The following is a 21,667-nucleotide window of genomic DNA, read 5'->3' as shown; positions in this document are numbered from 1 at the left end:
GTGACACTCCCGCTGCAAACATTCTGATAACCCGCTGGCAAAAAGTTGATCACCTTCGCAAAACAGAAATTCCGCTGCGACGCCAGGTGCTTTGTACGCAATGTTACCCTTAACATGATACCCGTAACATTGCTCAGCAGGATGTTTACTGTGGTGCACGTTGTTGATTCTCATGTCCTCTGGGATAACCAAAATAAACCGCTGCCGGTAACTTACCGTGCGCAAAAGTGGAGAAAAATTATGCCATTACTCTATGTGGCGATTGGCGTAGCGTTACTGCTGTTGCTGATGATTCGTTTCAAATTGAACGGATTTATTGCGCTGATTCTGGTGGCGCTGGCCGTTGGCATGATGCAGGGCATGCCGGTCAACAAAGTTATCGTTTCGATTAAAACCGGCGTCGGCGGCACGTTGGGCAGCCTCGCGCTGATCATGGGTTTCGGCGCGATGCTGGGTAAACTGCTGGCGGATTGCGGCGGGGCGCAGCGAATCGCCACCACGTTGATCGCTAAATTTGGCGAGAAGCATATTCAGTGGGCGCTGGTGCTGACCGGCTTTACCGTCGGCTTTGCGCTGTTCTACGAAGTGGGCTTTGTGCTGATGCTGCCGTTGGTGTTCAGCATCGCCGCCTCCGCGCGCGTGCCGCTGCTCTACGTGGGGGTGCCGATGGCGGCCGCGCTCTCGGTCACACACGGTTTCCTGCCACCGCATCCGGGCCCAACTGCGATCGCCACGCTGTTCAACGCCGATATGGGGAAAACGCTGCTGTACGGAACGCTGCTGGGGATTCCAACCGTTATTCTCGCCGGTCCGGTTTATGCGCGCTTCCTGAAAGGCATTGATAAGCCGATCCCGGAAGGCTTGTGGAACCCGAAAACCTTTACCGAAGCGGAGATGCCTGGCTTTGGCGTCAGCGTCTGGACGGCGTTGGTGCCGGTGGTGCTGATGGCGTTGCGCGCAGTAGCGGAGATGCTGCTGCCGAAAGGTCACGTGTTGTTGCCGTATGCCGAGTTCTTTGGTGACCCCATTATGGCAACCTTGATTGCCGTGCTGATCGCCATCTTCACCTTTGGTCTCAACCGTGGCCGCAGCATGGATGACGTGATGGGCACCATCACCGATTCGATCAAGATCATCGCCATGATGCTGTTAGTGATTGGTGGTGGCGGGGCGTTCAAACAGGTGCTGGTGGACAGCGGCGTCGATAAATATATCGCCAGCATGATGCATGAAACCAATCTGTCGCCGATCTTCATGGCGTGGTCGATTGCTGCGGTGCTGCGTATTGCGCTGGGTTCCGCTACCGTGGCGGCGATTACGGCAGGCGGGATTGTCGCACCGTTGATCATCACCAGCGGCGCCAGTCCGGAACTGATGGTGATTGCGGTCGGCTCCGGCAGCGTGATTTTCTCTCACGTCAACGATCCGGGCTTCTGGCTGTTTAAGGAGTATTTCAACCTGACCATCGGCGAAACTTTCCGCTCATGGTCGGCGCTGGAAACCATTATTTCGGTGTGCGGTTTGCTGGGTTGCTTACTGCTCGCCAACGTCATCTAAGTATCAAGGCTGAGGCACTGCGCCTCAGCCGCTTGCGGTTTACTGCGTTAAGGCGCGGAACGCCGCGAGTTCCTCTTGCGGCATTCCCGCTTGTAACGCCGCGTCACAGATTTGCTCCCAGCTGTTGCTGTCGAGAGGAATGCCATCGCGTTCACGTGCCACGCGGTTCTGCTCTTCCCACTCGCCGGGCACCTGAATTGGTGCATCGCCACTTTGCGGCGACTGTTTCACCCAATCCAGGAATGATTCCGCCTCTTCCTGCATCGCAGGCGCATCAAACGCATCCGGATTCACGATGATGGTGGTCATGCAGTTGAAAATGGCATCGTGGCTGGTGACCAGCGTCTCATGATGTGTGGTGCGTCCGCCGGACAGCGCGCCGCCGAGAATTTCACACATGGTTGCCAGCGCATAGCCTTTGTGCAGACCAAACGGCATCAGTGAACCATACGGCGCCTGGTGCATCACGCCTGGCTCGGTGGTCGGCTGGCCTTGATGATCAATCAGATAACCTGGCGCGACCTGCTGCTCTTTATTCCACGCTACTCGCGTTTTACCAAAGGCGATGCCGCTGGTGGCGAAATCGAGCAGCAGTGGTTTGGCATTGCGGCGCGGGAAAATGGCGCAGAAAGGATTGGTGCCAAAACGACGATCGCTACCGTTAAACGGCGCGACCATCGGATCGCCCATCACGTTAACAAAGTGGAACGAGACAAAACCGGCGGCCGCACACTGTTCTGCCCAATGGCCGATGCGACCAATGTGGTGCGAATGGTGTAAACCAACCGCCGCAATACCTAACCTGGCTGCGCGCTCAATACCGAGTTGCATCGCCTCAAAGGCCGCCACCTGACCAAAACCGTTGTGCCCGTGTAGCGTCAGCACCGCGCCGGCGTCTTTTGCAATGCTGGCATGTTGGTTGAGTTGCAAAAAGCCCTGTGCCAGCGATTTCATGTAGCTCGGAATCATGCCAACGCCGTGTGAATCGTGACCCGCCAGATTCGCGGCCACCAAATGGTCGGCGACCAGGCGCGCTTCTTCGGCGCTGCTGCCAGCATGTAACCAAATGGCTTGAACAAATTGATGAAGGCGAGAAGGGGGAATAAGATGCAGAGTACTCATACGGTCAATCTCCTTATCATGAACAATCATGCATCCTGTGCCGAAACCAGTAATAACCGCAAGTCAATGATAAGAAGTAAAGGGCCACAACGTGTGGCCCAAAAACTCAGTGCGGCTGTTCAAAGCCCGCTTTGACCATCTGATCGCGCAGCGCGCGGGTAATTTCACGGTTTCCGCCAGTGATCGGATAAATGACATTGTTGACGACATCGTCAAGATAGTGCTCTTCAAATTCCTGCAGGGTGAGTTGCGTGCCACCTTCATCATTAATCGCAATACTGCCGCTGATGTGGTTGCCGTAATCCTTTGCCTTAAGGCTATAACGCCCCATGCTGGTATTAATCGTGCTCATAAGAATCTCCTTGTTACGTCGGCATTGATAACAATCGAGGCCTCTTCAGGCGCTATAAGTTTAGACTGCGGACAGGCGCTGAGTGCGGAACCAAGGAGAGGGAAAATCACAGGCTGCGACCCGTCTCGCAGAATTAAATCGGCATTAAGCGAAACGATAGCTAAGGGTTGTGACCACTCTCGCAGCGCCCAGCGAAAGCAGAATGATCATCTATACTGGTTAGCAGACACGTTATTTTTCATACTTGAAGGAGCGAACAATGAAAATAATTCTGTGGGTCATCGCCATCATCTTCATCGTTGGGTTACTGACACTAACAGGCGTCTTTAAACTGATTTTCTGACAACAACAGGCACCTGCGGGTGCCTGAATTTTTTATTCAGCATAGGATTTTTCGCTGTCATTAAAAGACGCAATCGGCAGGATAAGATCGCCCAGCGTCAACGGTTTCTGACATTGTGCGCAGCAGGCGCCATGATGATTTATTGCATCAACCTGTTTGCAGTCCGTTAAGGTGTAAAAAAATTTAGTGCAACCGCAGCGGCTACAACGAATAGTCATGTCAGTTTTTTCCCCATCTCCGTCCTGGAGTATCGAGATTTATCTTATTCGTCGGGTGAGTTCAATTGATAAATTTTGTTAATTTATTCCATGCGTGAATAGTTGACACTAAGTCACTGAAAGCTATCTTATTGCTTGCCGTCATCCTCACAACATGATTGCACTTTGTGTACATCCCTCAGTAATGCCTTTCCGTTTATCCGGCGTTTCAATTTCACATTCCGCATGAGGTAAAATTCGCCGTCAACCGAGAATTAGCCTGGAGATATTAAGCAGGTTTTTTAATATCCTTTTGGCGATTACTTAGGAATGCGTCGTACAAGAATCTGAAAAATTTACCTCAGGGTAGTGCATTTTTTCAGCACGAATTAACAGGAAATTACGTTGTGAATCGGCACTTTTCTGCAGTTTTGTTAGGCTGCATTTTGACCTCATCGGTCTCATTTTCGGCATCAGCGGTAACAACTTCACAAGCCATCAAATCAGGCTGGAACACCTTTAGCGATAACGTGTCGCAAACCTGGTCGCAACCGCAGAATTATGATTTTTATCTGCCGGCGATTATCTGGCACAACCGTTGGACTTACGACGATGAACACATCGATAAATACAACGAGCGCCCGTGGGGCGCAGGTGCGGGCATTTCGCGCTGGGATGAGAAAGGTAACTGGCACGGTTTGTACCTGATGGCGTTCAAGGACTCCTTCAACAAATGGGAGCCAATTGGCGGTTACGGTTGGGAAGCGACCTGGCGACCGCTTAGCGATCAGAACTTTCATTTGGGCGCCGGATACACGGCGGGCGTAACGGCGCGGGATAACTGGCGCTACATCCCGGTTCCGCTGATATTGCCTTTGGCATCAATTGGATATGGTCCAGCCACTTTCCAAATGACTTATATTCCCGGCACTTACAATAACGGCAACGTTTACTTTGCGTGGTTGAGATTTGAGTTTTAAGCGCTGGCGGCACGCATAAAGTGTGATCGGCATGCAAAAAATCAATATTTATCACTTTTTCATCAAATCGCACTGGACAAATGTCACCGCAATTGCTGTACTAGACGTCGACACAGTTTAGTGTCCTTTTTTCATGTAAAGGTAATATAGATGTCTAAGATCAAAGGTAACGTAAAGTGGTTTAATGAGTCGAAAGGCTTCGGTTTCATTACTCCAGAAGATGGCAGCAAAGATGTATTCGTACACTTCTCTGCAATCAACAGCAACGGTTTCAAAACTCTGGCTGAAGGTCAACGCGTTGAGTTCGAAATCACTGACGGCGCTAAAGGCCCATCAGCTGCTAACGTTATCGCACTGTAATTTAACAGTTCGAATTCTGAAAACCCGCCTTCTGGCGGGTTTTTTTTATTCATTTTTAGGCTCGCCACCAAATAATCATCCAGCTCGCTAAGGCAAGCATGCTGATGCTCAGTGCCATTAACTCATCGAAAGTGCGTGGAATAAGGTTTTTCATTTCGCCTGCCTCAGAAAGAGATTTCCCTCAGCATGCCAATGCCAGATTAAGCCAGCCTTAAGCCGTTATGACATTCTCGTGACAAGGCAGATTCTGCGGCACATCTCACAGATAACTTCCGTAACATAGCCACAACAATGCTTACTTGCAGATTTTTGTCCGGCAACGCTATATAACTGCTCAGGGAAAATGAGGAGGCAAGATGAACATACGTCAGGCACAGGCAAAAGACAGTTTTGCATTGAGCGCGTTGCTAACCGAATTAGGTTATAGCGCGACGGAAGGATTTATCGATACGCGTTTGGCGCAGCTTATTCATCATCCCGATGAAATGTTGTTGGTCGCGGAACACGGCAATCAGGTGCTGGGCTTTCTCTCGTTGCACTTTATTCCACAGCTGGCATTGGCCGGCGATTTTGCCCGCATCAGCTACTTCTGTATTGCCGAAGGCGAGCGCAGCAAAGGCAGCGGGCAGCAGTTATTGAACCACGCCGAACAGCTGGCGCGGTCACGCGGTTGCGACCGTATGGAAGTGCACTGCCATTCATCGCGCCTCAAAGCCAACCAGTTCTATGCGCGTGAAGGCTATGTGGAATCACCGCGCTATCACATTAAAGCTCTGGGTTAAGATTGAGCTCGCGTCCGCTGGCTATCACGATGGCATCGGCGATGCTGTCGAGTTGTGCAACAGGCAGCAGCGCGGCGCTGACGCGAATGAACTGCCGGCTGCTAATGCTACAGCGTTCCCCGGGCAGCACGGCGATACCGCGCGCGGCTAGCGTGATCATCGCGTACTGCTCCGATTCCACCGGAATCCACACGCTCAATCCATCGCGCTCTTCCAGCACCAGACCGCGTTTCGCCAGCGCGGTCAGTAACTGCTGGCGACGCTGCGCATAGGTGGCTTTAGCCTGCTGAATACGCTGCTGAGTCTCTTCATCATTGAGCATCCACGCCACGGCATCCTGCAAAATACGGCTGGTCCAGCTCACGCCAAAGTTGCGCCACGCTTGCAGGCGCTTCACCATTTCGGCGGTGCCTGATAACACCGCCAGCCGCAAATCCGGCCCATAAGCTTTGGAAAACGAGTGCACGTGCAGCACGCGTTCGGGATAGTGGAAGCCGAGGCTAAACACCGGGCAGCGCGACAGATCGCCAATGCCGTCATCTTCGACAATGATGGTGCTGCTGTTTGCCAGCACGCGCGCCAGCTCTGCACTGCGACGCTGGCTCACGCTGTTTCCGGTGGCGGAATGGGTGCGCGGTTGATAGATAAACATCGCCGGAGATTTCTGCATCAGCGTGGTCAGCGCCGAGGGAATGGGACCTTGCTCATCACAGGGCAGCGGCAGAATTTCTGCACCGATGTTGTCTAAAATATCCAGTAATCGCGTGGCAGTAGGATCTTCGATTACCACACGATCGCCCGGTGACAGCAACGTCTGCACGATCAGGTTCATGGCATCGAAGCCTCCATCGGTTGCCAACCAGGCTTCGGCGGGATAGGGCCAACGTGGCGTTACGGCATCCTGCAATTGCGGTGAAATCGCCTCACGCTGATAACTATTCAGTTGCGGCGACGCAATGCCCGCCAGCATCGCCCGGCGCAGATCCGGTAATAACGTTGGATCCGGTGAGGCCATCGCCAGTGACGCCTGAACATTCTCGCCGTAATTGCCGATCTTCTCGAAGCGAATCGGACGCGGCATCACGCTGTTACCGCTCACCCACACGCCGCTGCGACCTTTACCCGCCAGCACTTTCTGCTTCTTCAGTTGCGCCCAGGCAGCGGAAACGGTTGCCGGGCTCACGCCCAATCGCTCAGCCAACTCGCGTACCGCCGGCATCTGCATGCCCACCGCAATCTGCCCATCGCGAATTAGCGTGGATGCCGCATGCGTGATGCCTTTCACCGAAGCATCCGTGATCTGCTGGCTGAGCCACTCCAAATCCACACTTTGCGTCATAAGAAAATCCTTTGTTCAGTAACAAATAATAGATTGTTCAGATTAGTATTCGCGATTTAGACTCAAATTCAAGCACTATTTGCTGCATAAATAATCACAGCCGCAGGGCTGGCAGAACAGACGGGGAAGGCAAAACTATGGTAACCATCAGACTGGCGGTACGTGACTGGGATTACTTCACACCGCTGGCACTTGGCGATATCAAGCCGGAAGGTTTCACGCTGGAGATCGATCGCGTTGGTACGCTGGTGGATAACCTCGCCACCAGCGATAAATACGATGCCGGTGAGGTGTCGTTTAGCCGCTTTGCTCAGGCTCGGGCTAAAGGTGACACTTCACTGTTGGGCCTGCCACACTTTCTCATGCGCGGTTTCCGTCAGCGCTGCATCATTACGCGCAGCGACAGCCCGATGACTTCGCCAGCGCAGCTGAAAGGTAAAAAGATCGGCGTCACCGGCTGGCAGGATTCCGGCAACACCTGGACGCGCACCGTGCTGCGTGAAGCGGGCGTGGAGATTGATGATGCGTACTGGTTTGCCGGGCGTTTGACTGAGGATCACCCGATTGTTGATCGTCTGGCCGGTTTTGGTCGTCCGGGGCGTATTGAACCGGCGCCAGGTGAGCGTCCACTGATCGCGTTGCTGAAAGCGGGCGAGCTGGATGCTGTCTTTACCCCTTTTATGCCGGAAGGTTTTTTCCTCGCCGATTCGGGTTTGCGTCAGCTGCAGGTGGATTTTGCCGCTGCCGAGCGCGACTACTTTAATCGCGTCGGTTATGTGCCGGGCATTCACTTACTGGCACTGAAGCCCGCCTTAGCGGAGGCGCATCCGTGGCTGCCTCAGGCGCTGAGCGACATCATCGATCGTTCGTACCAGATGTGGATGAAGAAGCGCGAGAAATACGCCGACACCACGCCGTGGCTGCTGGACGATTTGCGGCGCACCGCGCAGGAATTACCGGCCAACTGGAATCAGAACGGATTTTCCGTTAACAAAAAGATGATTGCCGACTTTGCGAATGAGCTGTTCCAGCAAGGCCTAACCCAAACATTGCTGACGCCGGAAGCGATTTTCCCGGCTGCGGCGCAAGGAGAATAACCATGAAAGTAGCAATGGGACAATTTGCCGTCAGCCGCGAATGGCAGGAAAACACCGATATCTGCATCGGATTGATGAACCAGGCATTGGCAGGCGGTGCTGATCTGCTGGTGCTGCCGGAAGGCGTGCTGGCGCGTGATATCGCCGATCCTGATCTGGTATTGAAAGCGGCGCAGCCACTTGATGGTCCTTTCGTCACGCAGCTGCTGGCGGTTAGCCAAGGCAACAATCTGACCACCATGATGAGCGTGCACGTGCCGACAGAAGGGCAGAAGGCGCTCAATGTGCTGATCGCCATTCGCAACGGCGAAATCATCGCCGAGTACGTGAAACTGCACCTTTACGATGCCTTCGCCATGCAGGAGTCGCAGCGCGTGAATCCGGGGCGTGAGATTCCGCCGCTGGTTGACGTGGCGGGCATGAAAGTCGGGTTGATGACCTGCTACGACGTGCGCTTTCCGGAGCTGGCGCGTCGCTTAGTGCTTGACGGCGCGGATGTGCTGGTGCTGCCGGCAGCGTGGGTGAAAGGCCCGCTGAAAGAGATGCACTGGGAGTTGCTGACCACCGCGCGTGCGCTGGAAAACACCTGCTACATGGTGGCGGTGGGCGAATGTGGGCCACGCAATATCGGCAACAGTCTGGTAATCGATCCGTTGGGCGTGGCGATTGCCAAAGCGCCGGAATCGGCCGCGCTGGTGTTTGCCGATCTCGATCCACAGCGCATCGCCTACGCTCGCAGCGTACTGCCGGTGCTGGAAAATCGCTGTTTTGCGCGTCCCGAACTTAAACCACTTTGATCGCTGGGGAATCTGACTGATGAAAATTCTTGCTACCGCCATCGCGCTGTCATTGGGCCTCACGGCCTGTTTCGCTCAGGCCGCCGACGTGATTCCTGCGCAAAAAGTGGATCAGGCGCTGCACGATCGTCTGCCAGCAGAGATCAAAAGCAGCGGTAAAATGATCTCGGTGAACAACGGATCTTTTCCTCCGTATGAGATCGTTAACGGTCCGCACTCAATGGACGGCGCTTCCGCCGATCTCACCGAAGCGCTGGCACAATTGCTGGGCGTGAAGATTGAACATGCCACCGTCAGCGGTTTATCGGGCGTGCTCACCGGCATTAATTCCGGCCGCTACCAGATGGCGATTGGCCCGATTGGCGATTATCCGGATCGTCAGCAGAAGGTTGATTTTATCGACTTCGTGCAGGAGTTCGTGGTGTTTGGCGTGCAGAAAGGCAATCCCTCGAAGATTAACGGTCTGGAAGATACCTGCGGTAAACGCATTGCGGTAATGGCGGCCGGTTCAGCAGAGCAGGTGATTCGCAAGCAGTCCGATGCCTGTGTCGCGGCGGGTAAACCGGCGGTGGTGGTGCAATCCTTCACCGACCAGCCATCGTCGATTTTAGCCGTGCGTTCAAAACGTTCCGATGCTTTCTTCTCCTCGCAGGCGCCGCTGACATACTTCATCGAACAGGCCAATGGCCAGCTGGAGCTTTCGGGCAAAGGCAAGAAAAACGGCTTTGGTGACATTTTCCAGGGCACCGTGGTACCCAAGGGTTCTGAACTCGGCAACGTGGTGCTGGATGCGTACAAAGAGCTGTTTAATAACGGCACTTACGCGGCCATCATGAAGAAGTGGAAATTAGACGGCAACGTGTTGCAGCAACCGGGACGTAACCTGGCGCAAGGGGCTGCAAAATGAGTCCGGTCACCAACAATTCGCGAGCCAGGGATAAGGCCGACGTGCAGCAGCGCGATGTGGCTTTTGCCCGCAGTGCGCCCACTTATGGGCGCTGGATCTCATGGATTTTGGTGCTGGTTATTGCCGCGAACTTCCTCTGGCTGGTGGCGACCAACCCCAATTTCGAGTGGAACGTGGTGCTGCAGTGGTTCACCGAAGGTTCGGTGATGAAAGGCCTGCAGGTCACGCTCGGCTTGACGGTGGTGTCGATGATTCTCGGCACGCTGCTCGGGCTGCTGTTGGGCGTGTGGCGTCTCTCGGAAAACAAATTGCTGAGCGGCTTATCGTCGCTCTACATCTGGTTTTTCCGGGGTACGCCGCTGCTGGTACAGCTGATCTTTTGGTACAACCTGTCGACGCTGTTTCCCACCATCGCAATCACTCTTCCGTGGACGGATATCACTTTTGCCAGCTGGAACACCAACGATCTGATCACGCCACTGACCGCAGCCATTGCCGGACTGGCGCTCAATGAAGCGGCTTATATGGCCGAGATCATTCGCGCCGGCCTGCTGTCAGTGGATAACGGTCAGGTCGAAACCACCCAGGCGTTTGGCATGAGTCGCAGTCGTGCGCTGCGCCGCGTGATCATTCCACAGGCGATGCGTTCAATTATTCCGCCTACCGGCAACCAGTTGATTAGCATGATCAAAGCGACCTCGCTGGTAAGTGTGATCGCTATGGGCGATCTGTTGTACTCGGTGCAAGCCGTTTATAACCGCACCTTTGAAATTATCCCGATGCTGATGGTTGCGGTGATCTGGTATCTGCTTATCACCTCGATTCTTAACGTTGGCCAGTCCGCCATCGAGCGTTACTACGCCCGTGGCACCACCCGCACGGTGGTGAATAAACGTCGCGTTGCTGCTAACGAAGCCGCGCCTGCCGTCGCGCACCGTCTGAAGGAGGATGTATGAGTGAAGTTCAGCCACTGGTGCGTGCGCGTAATGTGCAAAAGAGTTATGGCGATAATGAAGTGCTGAAAGGCATCGATCTCGATGTGTTTCCCGGTGAAGTGGTAGTGATTCTCGGGCCATCGGGTTCGGGTAAATCCACCTTTTTACGCTGTATTAACCATCTGGAAGACATGAATGCCGGTTCGATTGTGGTCGGTGACGATCAGATCGGTTATGAACTGAAGCGCGGTATTTTGCATCGTCTGTCGGCGCGTAAAATTGCTCATCAGCGCCAGAAAATCGGCATGGTGTTTCAGCAGTTCAACCTCTATCCGCACATGACGGTGCTGCAAAACATCATTGAAGCGCCGATAGGTGTGCACAAGTTTACACGGCAGGATGCAATCAAGCATGCGCGTGAACTGCTGGCGACCGTGGGATTGAGTGACAAAGCCGACGCCTGGCCGCGTCATTTGTCCGGTGGTCAGCAGCAGCGCGTGGCGATTGCGCGTGCGCTGGCGATTAAACCGGCGCTGATGCTGTTCGATGAACCCACTTCGGCACTCGATCCGGAGTTAGTCGGTGAAGTGCTGGCCACCATGCGCACCTTAGCCGATCAAGGGCTGACCATGATTGTCGTGACCCATGAAATTGGTTTCGCGCGTGAGGCGGCCGATCGCGTGGTGTTTATGGATGGCGGCGTGGTAGTGGAGCAGGGCAGTCCGGAGCAGGTGATTGGTAACCCGCAACATCCGCGCACGCAGGCATTTCTCAGCCGCTTTATCTGAGCAGGCGGTCTCACTCTGTTACAGATTGCAGTTGAGGCCGTTTATAAACTGCGCGTTAATAGTCAGGTCCGTTTTTCACATTGGTTGAAAGGTAAATTATGGAAGGTATCAGTATTGCCAAACTGCTGATCATCGGTGCGCTCATCGTACTGCTTTTTGGCACCAATAAGTTACGTTCACTGGGTGGCGATCTGGGTTCCGCAATCAAAGGCTTCAAAAAAGCCATGAAAGATGATGAATCCGGCGCATCCAAAAGCAGCGCTGAAGAAGTGCCTGCTGAACGTGTCAGCCACAAAGAGTAATCTCTGCGCCGAACGTCAATAAGTGTAAATATTTATTACGTTGATAAAAAACCAGACTGTCGCCAGCCTGGTTTTTGTTTTTTGCGTCTTAGTGCCAATTGGCGTAAATGATTTCCTGCTCATCCACATCAAATATTGTTGAGCCATATAAGCCATCAAAGTCGCTCAACCCATCCTGGGTATGCCAGCCCTGCAACATATCATCAGTTAAAATTAATGGTATCAACGATATTGTTTCTTCTTCCTCGGCTGTAATAACATCAATGAGTGCTATTTCAATTTTGTCTGATTCACTCTCATCAATTGGCATAATGATTTCGCCTATTTTAGGCTTAGTCAAAAACGGATAATCAATTTTGCCACCCATTACGCCTTGCGGATTAATGGGGACTGCACTAAAAACATGCTGAGCGACAGAAATCTCGGTGGGCAGTTCAAACTGCCAACGGCCTTGGCTATCAATTTCAGAGCTGCCGACCCACACATCATCAAGATAAAAGTATAACGTCGTACCAACTGGCGCATTACCGCTGAAAGACCCTTCATCCTCATTCAGATCATCAATAATGACCTCATTTTCAGTGATAACCTTTGACTGTACCTGTACTGAAAGTTGAGGTTTGGCACTCTCGCGTTCAGGTAGCGTGGCAATTTCCACACTCTCGTGGTGCATGCCGATAGTCGGTTGCCATAGTAGTGGCTGAGGAGCATTGAATTTCGCTTCCAGCAAATCAAAATTCCATTCAGGTTCAGGCTCTTCATTAATCACAGGGAGTACATTCTCCTGAGAAGTTTGAAAAGCGATGTCTTCAGCATAAGGCATGATGTGTCGCACCACTTCGGGCATCACAGCGACAGTTTCATGACCCTTTAGTGGCAACTCTAAATGAATTTCATCGTATCGATGCTCAATACTGATAGCGGTAGCGATAAATGCATTGGCACATGAGGCGTGAGATGAAGTATAGGGATTGGTGTTATCTATGGGCGTGGTGCGCGCTTTAAGCGCATCCAAACTCTCTCCGGATGCACTGTTGAGCCGCACATCGGGTATTTGACCTGACAAATCGGGTTCCCGGAGAAAATCGAGCCCCTTTAAGTGAGAGGATGTTTGCATTATCTGACCTTCAAAATAAACACTGAGAAAAGAGAAATAGGCTCTTATGGCCTCAGCGATTAAAGCGACAGATTTGAGACAGGGATTAAGACTTTTAAGGGGATATTTGCGATTGCGCCCTGGTAAGAGCGCAATCGCGAAGCATATTACTTAACTTCCAGACCTTTGGCCTGCATATCAGCATGATAAGAGGAGCGCACAAACGGGCCGCAGGCGGCATGGGTGAAGCCCATTGCCATTGCTTCTTCTTTCATTTCGTCAAACTCGGCCGGGCTAACGTAGCGCTGCACCGGCAAGTGGTGACGGCTCGGCTGCAAATACTGTCCCAGCGTCAGCATGGTGACGCCGTGGCGACGCAGATCGCGCATCACTTCAATGATTTCAGCATTGGTTTCGCCAAGGCCGACCATCAAACCCGATTTAGTCGGGATATCCGGATGCGCTTCTTTGAAACGCTCCAGCAATTTCAGTGACCAATCGTAGTTGGCGCCAGGACGGACCTGACGGTACACGCGCGGCACGTTTTCCAGATTGTGGTTAAACACATCCGGTGGCGTCGCGGTGAGGATTTCCAGCGCGCGATCCATACGACCACGGAAGTCCGGCACCAATGTTTCAATTTTGATGGTTGGGCTTTTTTCGCGAATCGCGCTGATGCAGTCAGCAAAGTGCTGGGCACCGCCATCGCGCAGGTCATCACGGTCCACTGAAGTGATGACCACATAACGCAGCGCCATATCGGCGATGGTTTGTGCCAGTTTCAGCGGTTCGTTAGCGTCAGGCATATTCGGACGGCCGTGCGCCACGTCGCAGAATGGGCAGCGACGGGTGCAGATCGCGCCGAGGATCATAAAGGTCGCGGTACCGTGGTTGAAACACTCTGCGAGGTTAGGGCAGGAGGCTTCTTCACACACTGAGTGCAGACCGTTTTTACGCATCGCGGCCTTGATGCCCTGAATGCGGCTGGAGTCCGCAGGCAGTTTGATCTTCATCCATTCCGGCTTACGCAGAATTTCTTCACGCTCAACCATCACGGTTTTCACCGGGATTAGCGCCATTTTGTCGGCATCGCGATACTTGACGCCACGTTCCATCTGAATTGGTTTACTCATAAATCTGCAGGTTCCGGTCGGGATTGCGATTTGAAAGCTTCCTCACTCAAACTGAGAACCAGGCTTTCAACTTTTTTTGAAAATATGGCAAAAATTATATCATCTCGTCTGCTCATAAGCAGCCGATTCGCCGGTGCAAAAGTTACAATTTTGTAAATAGGCACGTACAGTCAAGGTCAGACCGCGGCATCACTATGCCATTCCAGTTGGGTAAATCCGGTTGAATGGGCGAAATGCTGCACCAGACGTGGTCGCACATCGGCGGGCGTGACGCCCGGCTGCAGCTGGCTAAGCTGCGTCATTTGCATCCCGGCATATCCGCACGGATTGATGCGCAGGAACGGCGCTAAATCCATCGCCACATTCAGCGCCAGGCCGTGAAACGAGCAGCCTTTACGAATGCGCAGTCCCAGCGAACAAATCTTGTCATCGCCAACGTACACGCCCGGCGCATCCGGTCGCGCCCGCGCGCTGATGTCATAGTCGGCCAGCGTGGCGATCACCGTTTCTTCTAACGCCGTCACTAACTCGCGCACGCCCATCTTGCGACGTTTCACGTCAATCAGCACATACATCACCTGTTGGCCGGGGCCGTGATAGGTTACCTGGCCGCCGCGATCGCTTTGTACCACCGGGATATCGCCCGGCATCAGCAGATGTTCAGCTTTCCCTGCCTGGCCTTGGGTAAACACCGGATGATGTTCCACCAGCCAGATTTCATCGGCAGTGCTGCTGTCGCGTTGATCGGTAAAGTGATGCATGGCATCGGAGATGGGTTGCCAATCGCGCTGGCCGAGTTGACGAACAAGAAGCGTATTAGCTGACAAAGCAGAGATCCGGTAAAGAGTGGAAGGCAGAGTATAACGCTGGCAAAGCGGACTTTGCCAGCGCCAGAATTACAGCACCATGCGCACGATTTCGATGTTGCCCAGCTCTTCATACAGGGTTTCAACCTGCTCAATGTGGGTGGCGATGATGGTAATGGAAACAGAGTGATAGTTGCCTTTGCTGCTTGGCTTAACGTCCGGTTTGTAATCGCCTGGCGCGTGGCGCTGCACCACTTCAACCACTTGATCAACCAGCTCCGGTTGCGCCAAACCCATCACTTTGTAAGTGAAAGGCGTAGGGAATTCGAGCAGTTCATTCAATTTGGTTTTCATACATTGACTCCGGTGCTTAAAAAACAGGCTCCCGCCAAGGCGGGAGCAAAGATAGTAACTTAATTGGGGGCAAATTGGCGTTTTTTCAAGCGCGCCTTAGCCGAACCAGTGGTGGAACATCAGTTTGATGTAATCGATGATGCGGCCGAAGAAACCACCTTCTTTCACTTCATTCAGCACCACCAGCGGACGCTGTTCCACCGTTTTGCCGTCGAGCTGGAAGTTGATGCTGCCCACTACCTGATTTTTCTGCAGCGGCGCATGCAGTTCAGTGTTGTTCAGCACATAGCTGGCTTTGAGATCTTTCATGCGGCCACGCGGAATGGTCAGATAGGCATCTTTCTCCACGCCCAGCTGCACACGATCGCTGTCACCGAACCACACCGGCTCAGAGGCAAACTCTTTGCCCGCTTTCAGCGGTGCGACGGTTTCAAAGAAGCGGAAGCCCCACGTCAGCAATTTCTTGCTCTCGGTTTCTCGGCCTTTAAAGGTACGACCGCCCATCACCGCAGAGATCAAACGCATCTGGCCTTCCGTTGCCGAGGCGACCAGGTTGTAACCCGCTGCGTCTGTGTGGCCGGTTTTGATGCCATCGACGTTCAGGCTGGTATCCCACAGCAAACCGTTACGGTTGGTCTGCTTGATGTTATTAAAGGTGAAATCTTTTTCACGGTAAACCGCGTACTCATCGGGTACGTCACGGATCAGCGCCTGGCCGATCAACGCCATATCGCGCGGCGAGCTGTATTGGCCTTCGGCATCCAAACCGTGCACGGTCTGGAAGTGGGTGTTTTTCAGACCCAGCGCGCCAACGTAGTTGTTCATCAGGTTGACGAATGCGTCCTGGCTGCCAGCAACGTAATCCGCCATCGCTACACAAGCGTCGTTACCTGATTGCAGCACGATACCGCGCGTCAGCTGAGAAACCGGCACACGATCGCCAGGCTTGAGGAACATCAGTGATGAACCTTTGAATACCGGATTACCGGTTGCCCAGGCATCTTTACCCACGGTCACGATGTCATCGTTATGGATTTTTCCCGCTTTGACCGCCTGACCAATCACGTAGCTGGTCATCATCTTGGTCAGGCTTGCCGGATCGCGGCGTGCATCCGCGTTCTTTTCGGCCAGCACTTTGCCGGAGTTATAGTCGATCAGCACATAAGCTTCAGCATCAATGTCCGGTACACCCGGAATCATAGTCTTAAGATTAACATCGTCCGCAAATGCGGCATGGCTGAGAGAAAGGGCGACCAGTGATCCCACTGTCAGGCGTTTCAGAAAACGAGAAGGTTTCAGCGTATTCATGTTCAGGACTACAACATCCGTGGGTTTAGAGTGAAAAAAGTGCCTAACTATAGCAAACGTCCGATCGGGCGACATCTTGCTTTGCAAATCAGTTTCAGCAGGAAATGTCACTGTCCGTTACATCGATGGACGGGCAGTGGTAATAAATGAGCTCATTTGCGCTTCAGTGTTAAGACGTTGCTGCAAGGCAGCGGCTTCGGCACGGCTTTTATAGCCACCTAACTGAATGCGATAGACGTTGCCATTGGCTTCAACCGCGCCCGGCACGCCAAAGCGTTTACCCAGACTTTCGGCCAGCTGACGTGCACGCGCCGGATCGTTAATCGCGCCGACCTGAACCACATAACCGCTGCCGGCATGGGCATTCTGGCTGGTAGCGGGTGCGGCAGCAGCGGCTGGCGCGGAAGACGTTGCTGGGGCTGGCGCGGCAACCGGCTCGTTCCCCTCCAGCACGCCCGTGGCTAACGGCTGTGGCGCGCCGAGAAAACCGCTGCTCTGGACGGGCGCACCCATGCTGTCATTGCTTTGCAAGGTGCTGTTATCGACAGCGCGCACATCCTGCGGTGCAGGCGCTGGCGCCGCATTGGCGCTGCCACCCATCATCACCATGCCGCCGCCGAGATCGGGACGCGCGGGCAGGGCGTAACTCTGTTTGGCGACGGTGGTACCGATGGTGCCGGGACCGGAAACGGAACCATCCGGCGCCACTTTAATGTAATCAACGCGCACGCGGGTGTTGTTAGAGATATTCAGGCGATCGCCCGCCGCACGCGACAAGTCGATAATGCGGCCTGGCGTGTAAGGGCCACGATCGTTGACGCGTACCACAATTTGGCGGCCGTTAGCGAGGTTAGTGACACGCACATAGCTCGGCAGCGGCAGCGTTGGATGCGCGGCGGTCATGCCTTCCGGATCGTAAGATTCACCGATAGCGGTGCGATTCCCCTGCGCTTCGTCACCGTACCAGGTGGCTAAACCCACTTCGCTGTAGTTCGAGGGATCTTTGATCACGCGGTAGTTTTTACCGTTGACGCTGTAATCCTGGCTGGTGGAAGGATTGATCGGTTCATAACGTGGTTCCACGCCAGGAATTTCCACTACCGGGCCGTTATAGGCCGGTTGCGGTGGCGCAGTATTATTCTGCGGTTCCGGTGTGGAACAGGCAGCCAGTACCAATGATGCCAGTGCAACCCCAAGCCAGTCCTTACGCATGTGCAGCCTCTTAAACGCTTTTAGATAACATTTTTCGATGAGTATGGATCGACATCACGATGCCAAATCCAGCCATTAACACAATCAATGCCGATCCGCCGTAGCTCACCAGCGGCAGCGGTACGCCAACCACCGGTAAGATACCACTTACCATGCCAATGTTAACGAAAACATAAACGAATAAAATCAGCATCAAACCGCCCGCCATCACGCGACCAAAGGTGGTTTGCGCACGCGCCGCGATAATCAGTCCGCGCATGATCAGCAGCAAATAGAGTACCAGCAGTAACAACACGCCAACCAGACCAAGTTCTTCCGCTAAAACGGCAAAAATAAAGTCGGTATGGCGTTCAGGCAGGAATTCCAGCTGCGATTGGGTGCCGTGCAGCCAGCCTTTGCCGCGCAGGCCACCGGAACCGATAGCAATCTTCGACTGAATGATGTGATAACCGGCGCCGAGCGGATCGCTTTCCGGGTCCAGCAGCATCATCACGCGGGCGCGCTGGTAATCGTGCATCAGGAAGAACCACAAAATCGGGATAAAGGCGGCGACCAGCAATACCGCGATACCAATCAGCTTCCAGCTCATGCCGGATAAGAACAGTACAAACAGGCCGGAAGCGGCGATCAGAATCGAGGTGCCGAGATCGGGTTGTGCCGCCACCAGCAGCGTCGGCATGAAAATCAGAATCAACGCGATGCCGGTGTTTTTCAGCGTCGGCGGGCAGACATCGCGGTTAATAAAGCGCGCCACCATCAGCGGCACGGCAATCTTGGCAATCTCCGAGGGTTGAAAACGCACAAAACCAAGATCGAGCCAGCGCTGTGCGCCTTTACTGATGTGACCAAACGCGTCCACCGCTATCAGCAATATCACGCAGACAATATAGAGATAGGGCGCCCAGCTTTCATAGACGCGCGGCGGCACCTGCGCCAGCACCAGCATAACGATGATGCCCATGGCAATCTGCCCGAACTTACGCTCGGTCATGCCTGGATCCTGTCCGCTGGCGCTCCAGATGACGATGGCGCTGTAGGTCAGCAAGCTGAGAATGATCAGCATAAACAGGGGGTCGATATGGATGCGCGTCCAGATCGATCTTTTCTGCGGACTATCGTTCATGGACATTGTCATTCACCTTCGTAGCCGGGCGGTGTCGGTGCGGCTTCTGGCAGCACGGTATTGTTGTCGCCTAACATAATGTGGTCGAGAATCTGGCGCATAACGGTGCCGACAGCCGGGCCTGCGCCGCCGTTTTCCAGAATCATGGTGACGGCCACGCGCGGTTTATCGTAAGGCGCATAGGCAGTCATTAATTTATGGTCACGCAGACGTTCGGCAATCTTGTGCGCGTTATAGACTTCATTTTCTTTCAGTCCGTAAACCTGCGCGGTACCGGATTTGGCAGCGATTTTGTAGGGCGCATCGGCAAAGCTCTTGTGCGCGGTACCGTTAGCACGGTTGGCTACGCCATACATGCCGTCTTTGGCAATTTCCCAGTAACCTGAATGAATATCGCCAATCGGTGCATCCGGAACCTGGCGATAGGGCATCATGACCTGGCCTTCACGCGTGGCGCGCAGTAAGTGCGGCACTTTGATCACACCGTCATTAATCAGGATCATCATCGCTTTGTTCATCTGAATGGGCGTCGCGGTCCAGTAACCTTGGCCGATACCCACCGGAATGGTGTCACCTTGATACCACGGCTTCTTAAAGCGCTTCAGCTTCCATTCGCGCGTGGGCATGTTGCCCGCGCTCTCCTGCGGCAGATCAATGCCGGTGCGATGGCCGTAACCAAACTTGGTCATCCACTCTGACAGGCGATCGATGCCCATATCGTAGGCAACCTGATAGAAGAAGGTATCCGCCGATTCTTCCAGCGATTTAGTGACGTTCAGGCGACCGTGGCCCCATTTTTTCCAGTCACGATAGCGCTTTTCCGAGCCGGGCAGTTGCCACCAGCCGGGATCGAACAGGCTGGTATTGCGGTTGATCACGCCTGCGCTCAGCGCCGACACGGCAACGTAAGGTTTCACCGTTGACGCTGGGGGATAGGAGGCCTGCAGCGCACGGTTATACAGCGGACGGTTTTCGTCGCTTAACAGCGCTTTATAATCTTTGCTCGAGATACCGTCGACAAACAGGTTCGGGTCGTAGCTGGGGGTAGAAACCAGTGCAAGAATTTCGCCGGTGCGTGGATCGCTCACCACCACTGCCGCGCGGCTGCCGGTCAACAAGGTTTCGATGTATTGCTGCAGTTTGAGGTCAACCGTCAGGTAGATATCGCGTCCGGCCTGCGGAGATTGCTCGTGCAGCTGTCGAATGACGCGGCCACGGTTGTTAACTTCAACCTCTTCATAACCGGTTTTACCGTGCAGCACATCTTCGTAATAGTTTTCGATGCCGAGCTTGCCGATATCATGTGTAGCCGCATAGTTCGGCCATTTGCCTTCCTGATCGAGGCGCGTAACGTCGCGGTCGTTGATTTTGGAGACGTAGCCCACTACGTGCGTCAGCGTCTGGCCATACGGATAGTAGCGGCGCTGATAGCCTTTTACTTCCACGCCAGGAAAACGGTATTGATTGACGGCGAAACGCGCCACCTGCACTTCGTTTAAACCGATTTTGACCGGAATCGAGGTAAAGCGGCGCGAGCGTTTGCGCTCTTTGTCAAACGCATCGAGATCGTCGTCGGTCAGATCCAGTACCGGACGCAGATCCTGTAAGGTCTGCTTCAGATTGTCGACCTTTTCCGGCATCAGTTCGGCCTGATAAATCGTGCGGTTTACTGCCAGCGGGACGCCGGTGCGATCGAAAATAATGCCGCGGCTCGGTGCCACCGGCACCAGCTTAATGCGGTTTTCATTTGAACGGGTGCTGTAGTCGTCAAAGCGCAGAATTTGCAGGTGGTACATGTTGACCACCAGAATGCTGGAGAGCAGCAGAATGCCAACAAAAGCCACCAATGCTCGGCGGACAAAAAGTTTCTGTTCGGCAGTGTAATCGCGAAAGGCGTTGCTCTGTAATTTCATCCGCTACATTTATTGTCTGGGGTTGTCAGGCGTTTATTCACGATGATAAGGATGATTCGTGGTGATGCTCCACGCACGATACAGGCTTTCCGCTACCAGCACACGCACCAGCGGATGTGGCAACGTGAGCGCTGACAGTGACCAGCTTTGTTCAGCAGCGGCTTTGCACGCGGGCGCCAGTCCTTCCGGACCGCCGATTAACAGGCTGACATCGCGGCCATCCAGTTTCCAGCGTTCAAGCTGCTGCGCCAGCTGTGGGGTTTCCCACGGCTGTCCGGGAATATCCAGCGTGACAATACGATTGCCTTTACCCACGGCGGCCAGCATCGCTTCACCTTCTTTTTCCAGAATGCGTTTGATGTCAGCGTTCTTGCCGCGTTTGCCGGCAGTTACTTCGATCAGTTCAAACGGCATATCTTTCGGGAAGCGGCGCAGATACTCCATGAAACCGGTCTGAACCCAGTCGGGCATTTTGGTGCCGACGGCCACAAGCTGCAGTTTCACGTCTTAGCTCCAGAGTTTTTCCAGCTCGTACAGCTGGCGGCTCTCTGCTTCCATCACGTGCACAATCACGTCACCCAGGTCAACGACCACCCAATCGGAGGCGGTTTTACTGTCTACACCCAGCGGCTTAAGGCCCGCAGTGCGCGATTCCTGCACCACATGATCGGCGATAGAAGCGACGTGACGTGTTGAAGTGCCGGTGCAAATGATCATGCAATCGGTGATGCTGGATTTGCCCTGAACATCAATAGCAATGATGTCCTGGCCTTTGAGATCATCAATCTTATCAATAACGAACTCTTGGAGTGCTTTACCTTGCAAAAGGTTCCCCTTAAAAACAGGTGATTACGGACGGGCTAA

At 53.8% G+C, this 21,667-nt stretch carries 24 protein-coding genes; 11 read left to right on the top strand and 13 right to left on the bottom strand.

Features of this window, described 5'->3' with window-relative positions:
• Positions 1–240 precede the first annotated feature (240 nt).
• A complete protein-coding gene (gntT, locus tag ACVLVH_RS10490) occupies positions 241–1,557 on the top strand; it encodes a gluconate transporter (RefSeq protein WP_101763267.1) in 1,317 nt (438 codons plus the stop codon).
• Positions 1,558–1,596: 39 nt separating this feature from the next.
• Here the strand turns inward: gntT and ACVLVH_RS10485 are convergent, their stop codons facing one another.
• Both ACVLVH_RS10485 and ACVLVH_RS10480 read right to left on the bottom strand, forming a co-directional pair.
• The gene (locus tag ACVLVH_RS10485; RefSeq protein ID WP_192414143.1) at positions 1,597–2,679 is read right to left on the bottom strand and encodes a malate/lactate/ureidoglycolate dehydrogenase; all 1,083 of its coding nucleotides are present in this window, start codon (positions 2,677–2,679) and stop codon (positions 1,597–1,599) included.
• A gap of 106 nt (positions 2,680–2,785) precedes the next feature.
• On the bottom strand, positions 2,786–3,031 hold the full coding sequence (locus ACVLVH_RS10480) for a hypothetical protein (RefSeq protein ID WP_101763266.1): 246 nt from the start codon (positions 3,029–3,031) through the stop codon (positions 2,786–2,788).
• A gap of 259 nt (positions 3,032–3,290) precedes the next feature.
• Here ACVLVH_RS10480 and ACVLVH_RS10475 point away from each other — a divergent pair, with 259 nt between their 5' ends.
• The 4 genes from ACVLVH_RS10475 (at position 3,291) to ACVLVH_RS10460 (ending at position 5,693) form a co-directional block, all read left to right on the top strand.
• Complete coding sequence (locus ACVLVH_RS10475) at positions 3,291–3,374, top strand: small membrane protein YohP (RefSeq protein WP_085982494.1); 84 nt, start codon at positions 3,291–3,293, stop codon at positions 3,372–3,374.
• 604 nt (positions 3,375–3,978) lie between these two features.
• Positions 3,979–4,551 carry a lipid IV(A) palmitoyltransferase PagP gene (gene pagP / locus ACVLVH_RS10470; protein WP_370581463.1) on the top strand — a complete coding sequence of 191 codons (573 nt, stop codon included), beginning with the start codon at positions 3,979–3,981 and terminating at the stop codon, positions 4,549–4,551.
• Positions 4,552–4,701: 150 nt separating this feature from the next.
• Positions 4,702–4,911: a transcription antiterminator/RNA stability regulator CspE gene (gene cspE, locus ACVLVH_RS10465; RefSeq protein ID WP_007890714.1), complete on the top strand. Its 210-nt coding sequence runs from the start codon at positions 4,702–4,704 to the stop codon at positions 4,909–4,911.
• Positions 4,912–5,267: 356 nt separating this feature from the next.
• A complete protein-coding gene (locus tag ACVLVH_RS10460; RefSeq protein WP_101763263.1) occupies positions 5,268–5,693 on the top strand; it encodes a GNAT family N-acetyltransferase in 426 nt (141 codons plus the stop codon).
• On the opposite strand, the gene ACVLVH_RS10455 is transcribed toward ACVLVH_RS10460, so the two are convergent.
• The gene (locus tag ACVLVH_RS10455; protein WP_498949333.1) at positions 5,677–7,032 is read right to left on the bottom strand and encodes an aminotransferase-like domain-containing protein; all 1,356 of its coding nucleotides are present in this window, start codon (positions 7,030–7,032) and stop codon (positions 5,677–5,679) included. The genes ACVLVH_RS10460 and ACVLVH_RS10455 overlap by 17 nt on opposite strands.
• 137 nt (positions 7,033–7,169) lie before the next feature.
• On the opposite strand from ACVLVH_RS10455, the gene ACVLVH_RS10450 reads away from it, so the two are divergent.
• The 6 genes from ACVLVH_RS10450 to tatE all read left to right on the top strand — a co-directional run bounded on the left by ACVLVH_RS10450 (position 7,170) and on the right by tatE (position 11,858).
• Positions 7,170–8,129 (top strand): ABC transporter substrate-binding protein, encoded by a 960-nt coding sequence (locus ACVLVH_RS10450; protein ID WP_336767312.1) that lies wholly within the window; start codon positions 7,170–7,172, stop codon positions 8,127–8,129.
• Between the two features lie 2 nt (positions 8,130–8,131).
• Positions 8,132–8,926 carry a deaminated glutathione amidase gene (locus ACVLVH_RS10445; RefSeq protein WP_101763260.1) on the top strand — a complete coding sequence of 265 codons (795 nt, stop codon included), beginning with the start codon at positions 8,132–8,134 and terminating at the stop codon, positions 8,924–8,926.
• Between the two features lie 19 nt (positions 8,927–8,945).
• Positions 8,946–9,833: an ABC transporter substrate-binding protein gene (locus tag ACVLVH_RS10440; RefSeq protein WP_110865710.1), complete on the top strand. Its 888-nt coding sequence runs from the start codon at positions 8,946–8,948 to the stop codon at positions 9,831–9,833.
• Entirely contained in the window at positions 9,830–10,789 is a 960-nt protein-coding gene (locus ACVLVH_RS10435) for an amino acid ABC transporter permease (RefSeq protein WP_271460062.1), read from the top strand. Before ACVLVH_RS10440 ends, ACVLVH_RS10435 begins: the two co-directional genes overlap by 4 nt.
• Positions 10,786–11,556 carry an amino acid ABC transporter ATP-binding protein gene (locus tag ACVLVH_RS10430; RefSeq protein WP_498949329.1) on the top strand — a complete coding sequence of 257 codons (771 nt, stop codon included), beginning with the start codon at positions 10,786–10,788 and terminating at the stop codon, positions 11,554–11,556. The genes ACVLVH_RS10435 and ACVLVH_RS10430 overlap by 4 nt, the downstream gene beginning before the upstream one ends.
• 98 nt (positions 11,557–11,654) lie before the next feature.
• The gene (gene tatE, locus ACVLVH_RS10425; protein WP_064740541.1) at positions 11,655–11,858 is read left to right on the top strand and encodes a twin-arginine translocase subunit TatE; all 204 of its coding nucleotides are present in this window, start codon (positions 11,655–11,657) and stop codon (positions 11,856–11,858) included.
• Positions 11,859–11,946: 88 nt separating this feature from the next.
• Here the strand turns inward: tatE and ACVLVH_RS10420 are convergent, their stop codons facing one another.
• From ACVLVH_RS10420 to rsfS, 10 genes are all read right to left on the bottom strand, one after another.
• A complete protein-coding gene (locus tag ACVLVH_RS10420; protein ID WP_192414157.1) occupies positions 11,947–12,975 on the bottom strand; it encodes a hypothetical protein in 1,029 nt (342 codons plus the stop codon).
• 146 nt (positions 12,976–13,121) lie between these two features.
• On the bottom strand, positions 13,122–14,087 hold the full coding sequence (gene lipA, locus ACVLVH_RS10415) for a lipoyl synthase (protein WP_101763255.1): 966 nt from the start codon (positions 14,085–14,087) through the stop codon (positions 13,122–13,124).
• Between the two features lie 176 nt (positions 14,088–14,263).
• Positions 14,264–14,914 carry a lipoyl(octanoyl) transferase LipB gene (gene lipB, locus ACVLVH_RS10410; RefSeq protein ID WP_192414159.1) on the bottom strand — a complete coding sequence of 217 codons (651 nt, stop codon included), beginning with the start codon at positions 14,912–14,914 and terminating at the stop codon, positions 14,264–14,266.
• A 69-nt stretch (positions 14,915–14,983) separates the two neighbouring features.
• A complete protein-coding gene (ybeD, locus tag ACVLVH_RS10405) occupies positions 14,984–15,247 on the bottom strand; it encodes a DUF493 family protein YbeD (protein WP_008103691.1) in 264 nt (87 codons plus the stop codon).
• Between the two features lie 96 nt (positions 15,248–15,343).
• Entirely contained in the window at positions 15,344–16,555 is a 1,212-nt protein-coding gene (gene dacA / locus ACVLVH_RS10400) for a D-alanyl-D-alanine carboxypeptidase DacA (RefSeq protein ID WP_101763253.1), read from the bottom strand.
• A 117-nt stretch (positions 16,556–16,672) separates the two neighbouring features.
• Positions 16,673–17,767 carry an endolytic peptidoglycan transglycosylase RlpA gene (gene rlpA, locus ACVLVH_RS10395; protein WP_192414161.1) on the bottom strand — a complete coding sequence of 365 codons (1,095 nt, stop codon included), beginning with the start codon at positions 17,765–17,767 and terminating at the stop codon, positions 16,673–16,675.
• A 10-nt stretch (positions 17,768–17,777) separates the two neighbouring features.
• The gene (mrdB, locus tag ACVLVH_RS10390) at positions 17,778–18,890 is read right to left on the bottom strand and encodes a peptidoglycan glycosyltransferase MrdB (RefSeq protein ID WP_101763316.1); all 1,113 of its coding nucleotides are present in this window, start codon (positions 18,888–18,890) and stop codon (positions 17,778–17,780) included.
• Positions 18,891–18,898: 8 nt separating this feature from the next.
• Positions 18,899–20,803: a peptidoglycan DD-transpeptidase MrdA gene (gene mrdA, locus ACVLVH_RS10385; protein WP_192414163.1), complete on the bottom strand. Its 1,905-nt coding sequence runs from the start codon at positions 20,801–20,803 to the stop codon at positions 18,899–18,901.
• A gap of 33 nt (positions 20,804–20,836) precedes the next feature.
• Positions 20,837–21,307 (bottom strand): 23S rRNA (pseudouridine(1915)-N(3))-methyltransferase RlmH, encoded by a 471-nt coding sequence (gene rlmH / locus ACVLVH_RS10380; RefSeq protein ID WP_008103678.1) that lies wholly within the window; start codon positions 21,305–21,307, stop codon positions 20,837–20,839.
• A gap of 3 nt (positions 21,308–21,310) precedes the next feature.
• A complete protein-coding gene (gene rsfS / locus ACVLVH_RS10375) occupies positions 21,311–21,628 on the bottom strand; it encodes a ribosome silencing factor (protein WP_008103673.1) in 318 nt (105 codons plus the stop codon).
• Positions 21,629–21,667: the final 39 nt, after the last annotated feature.

The organism is Kluyvera sp. 1366 (assembly GCF_054823405.1).
Note: the sequence above shows the minus strand (reverse complement) of the source record. Positions and strands in the feature narration are given on the sequence as shown.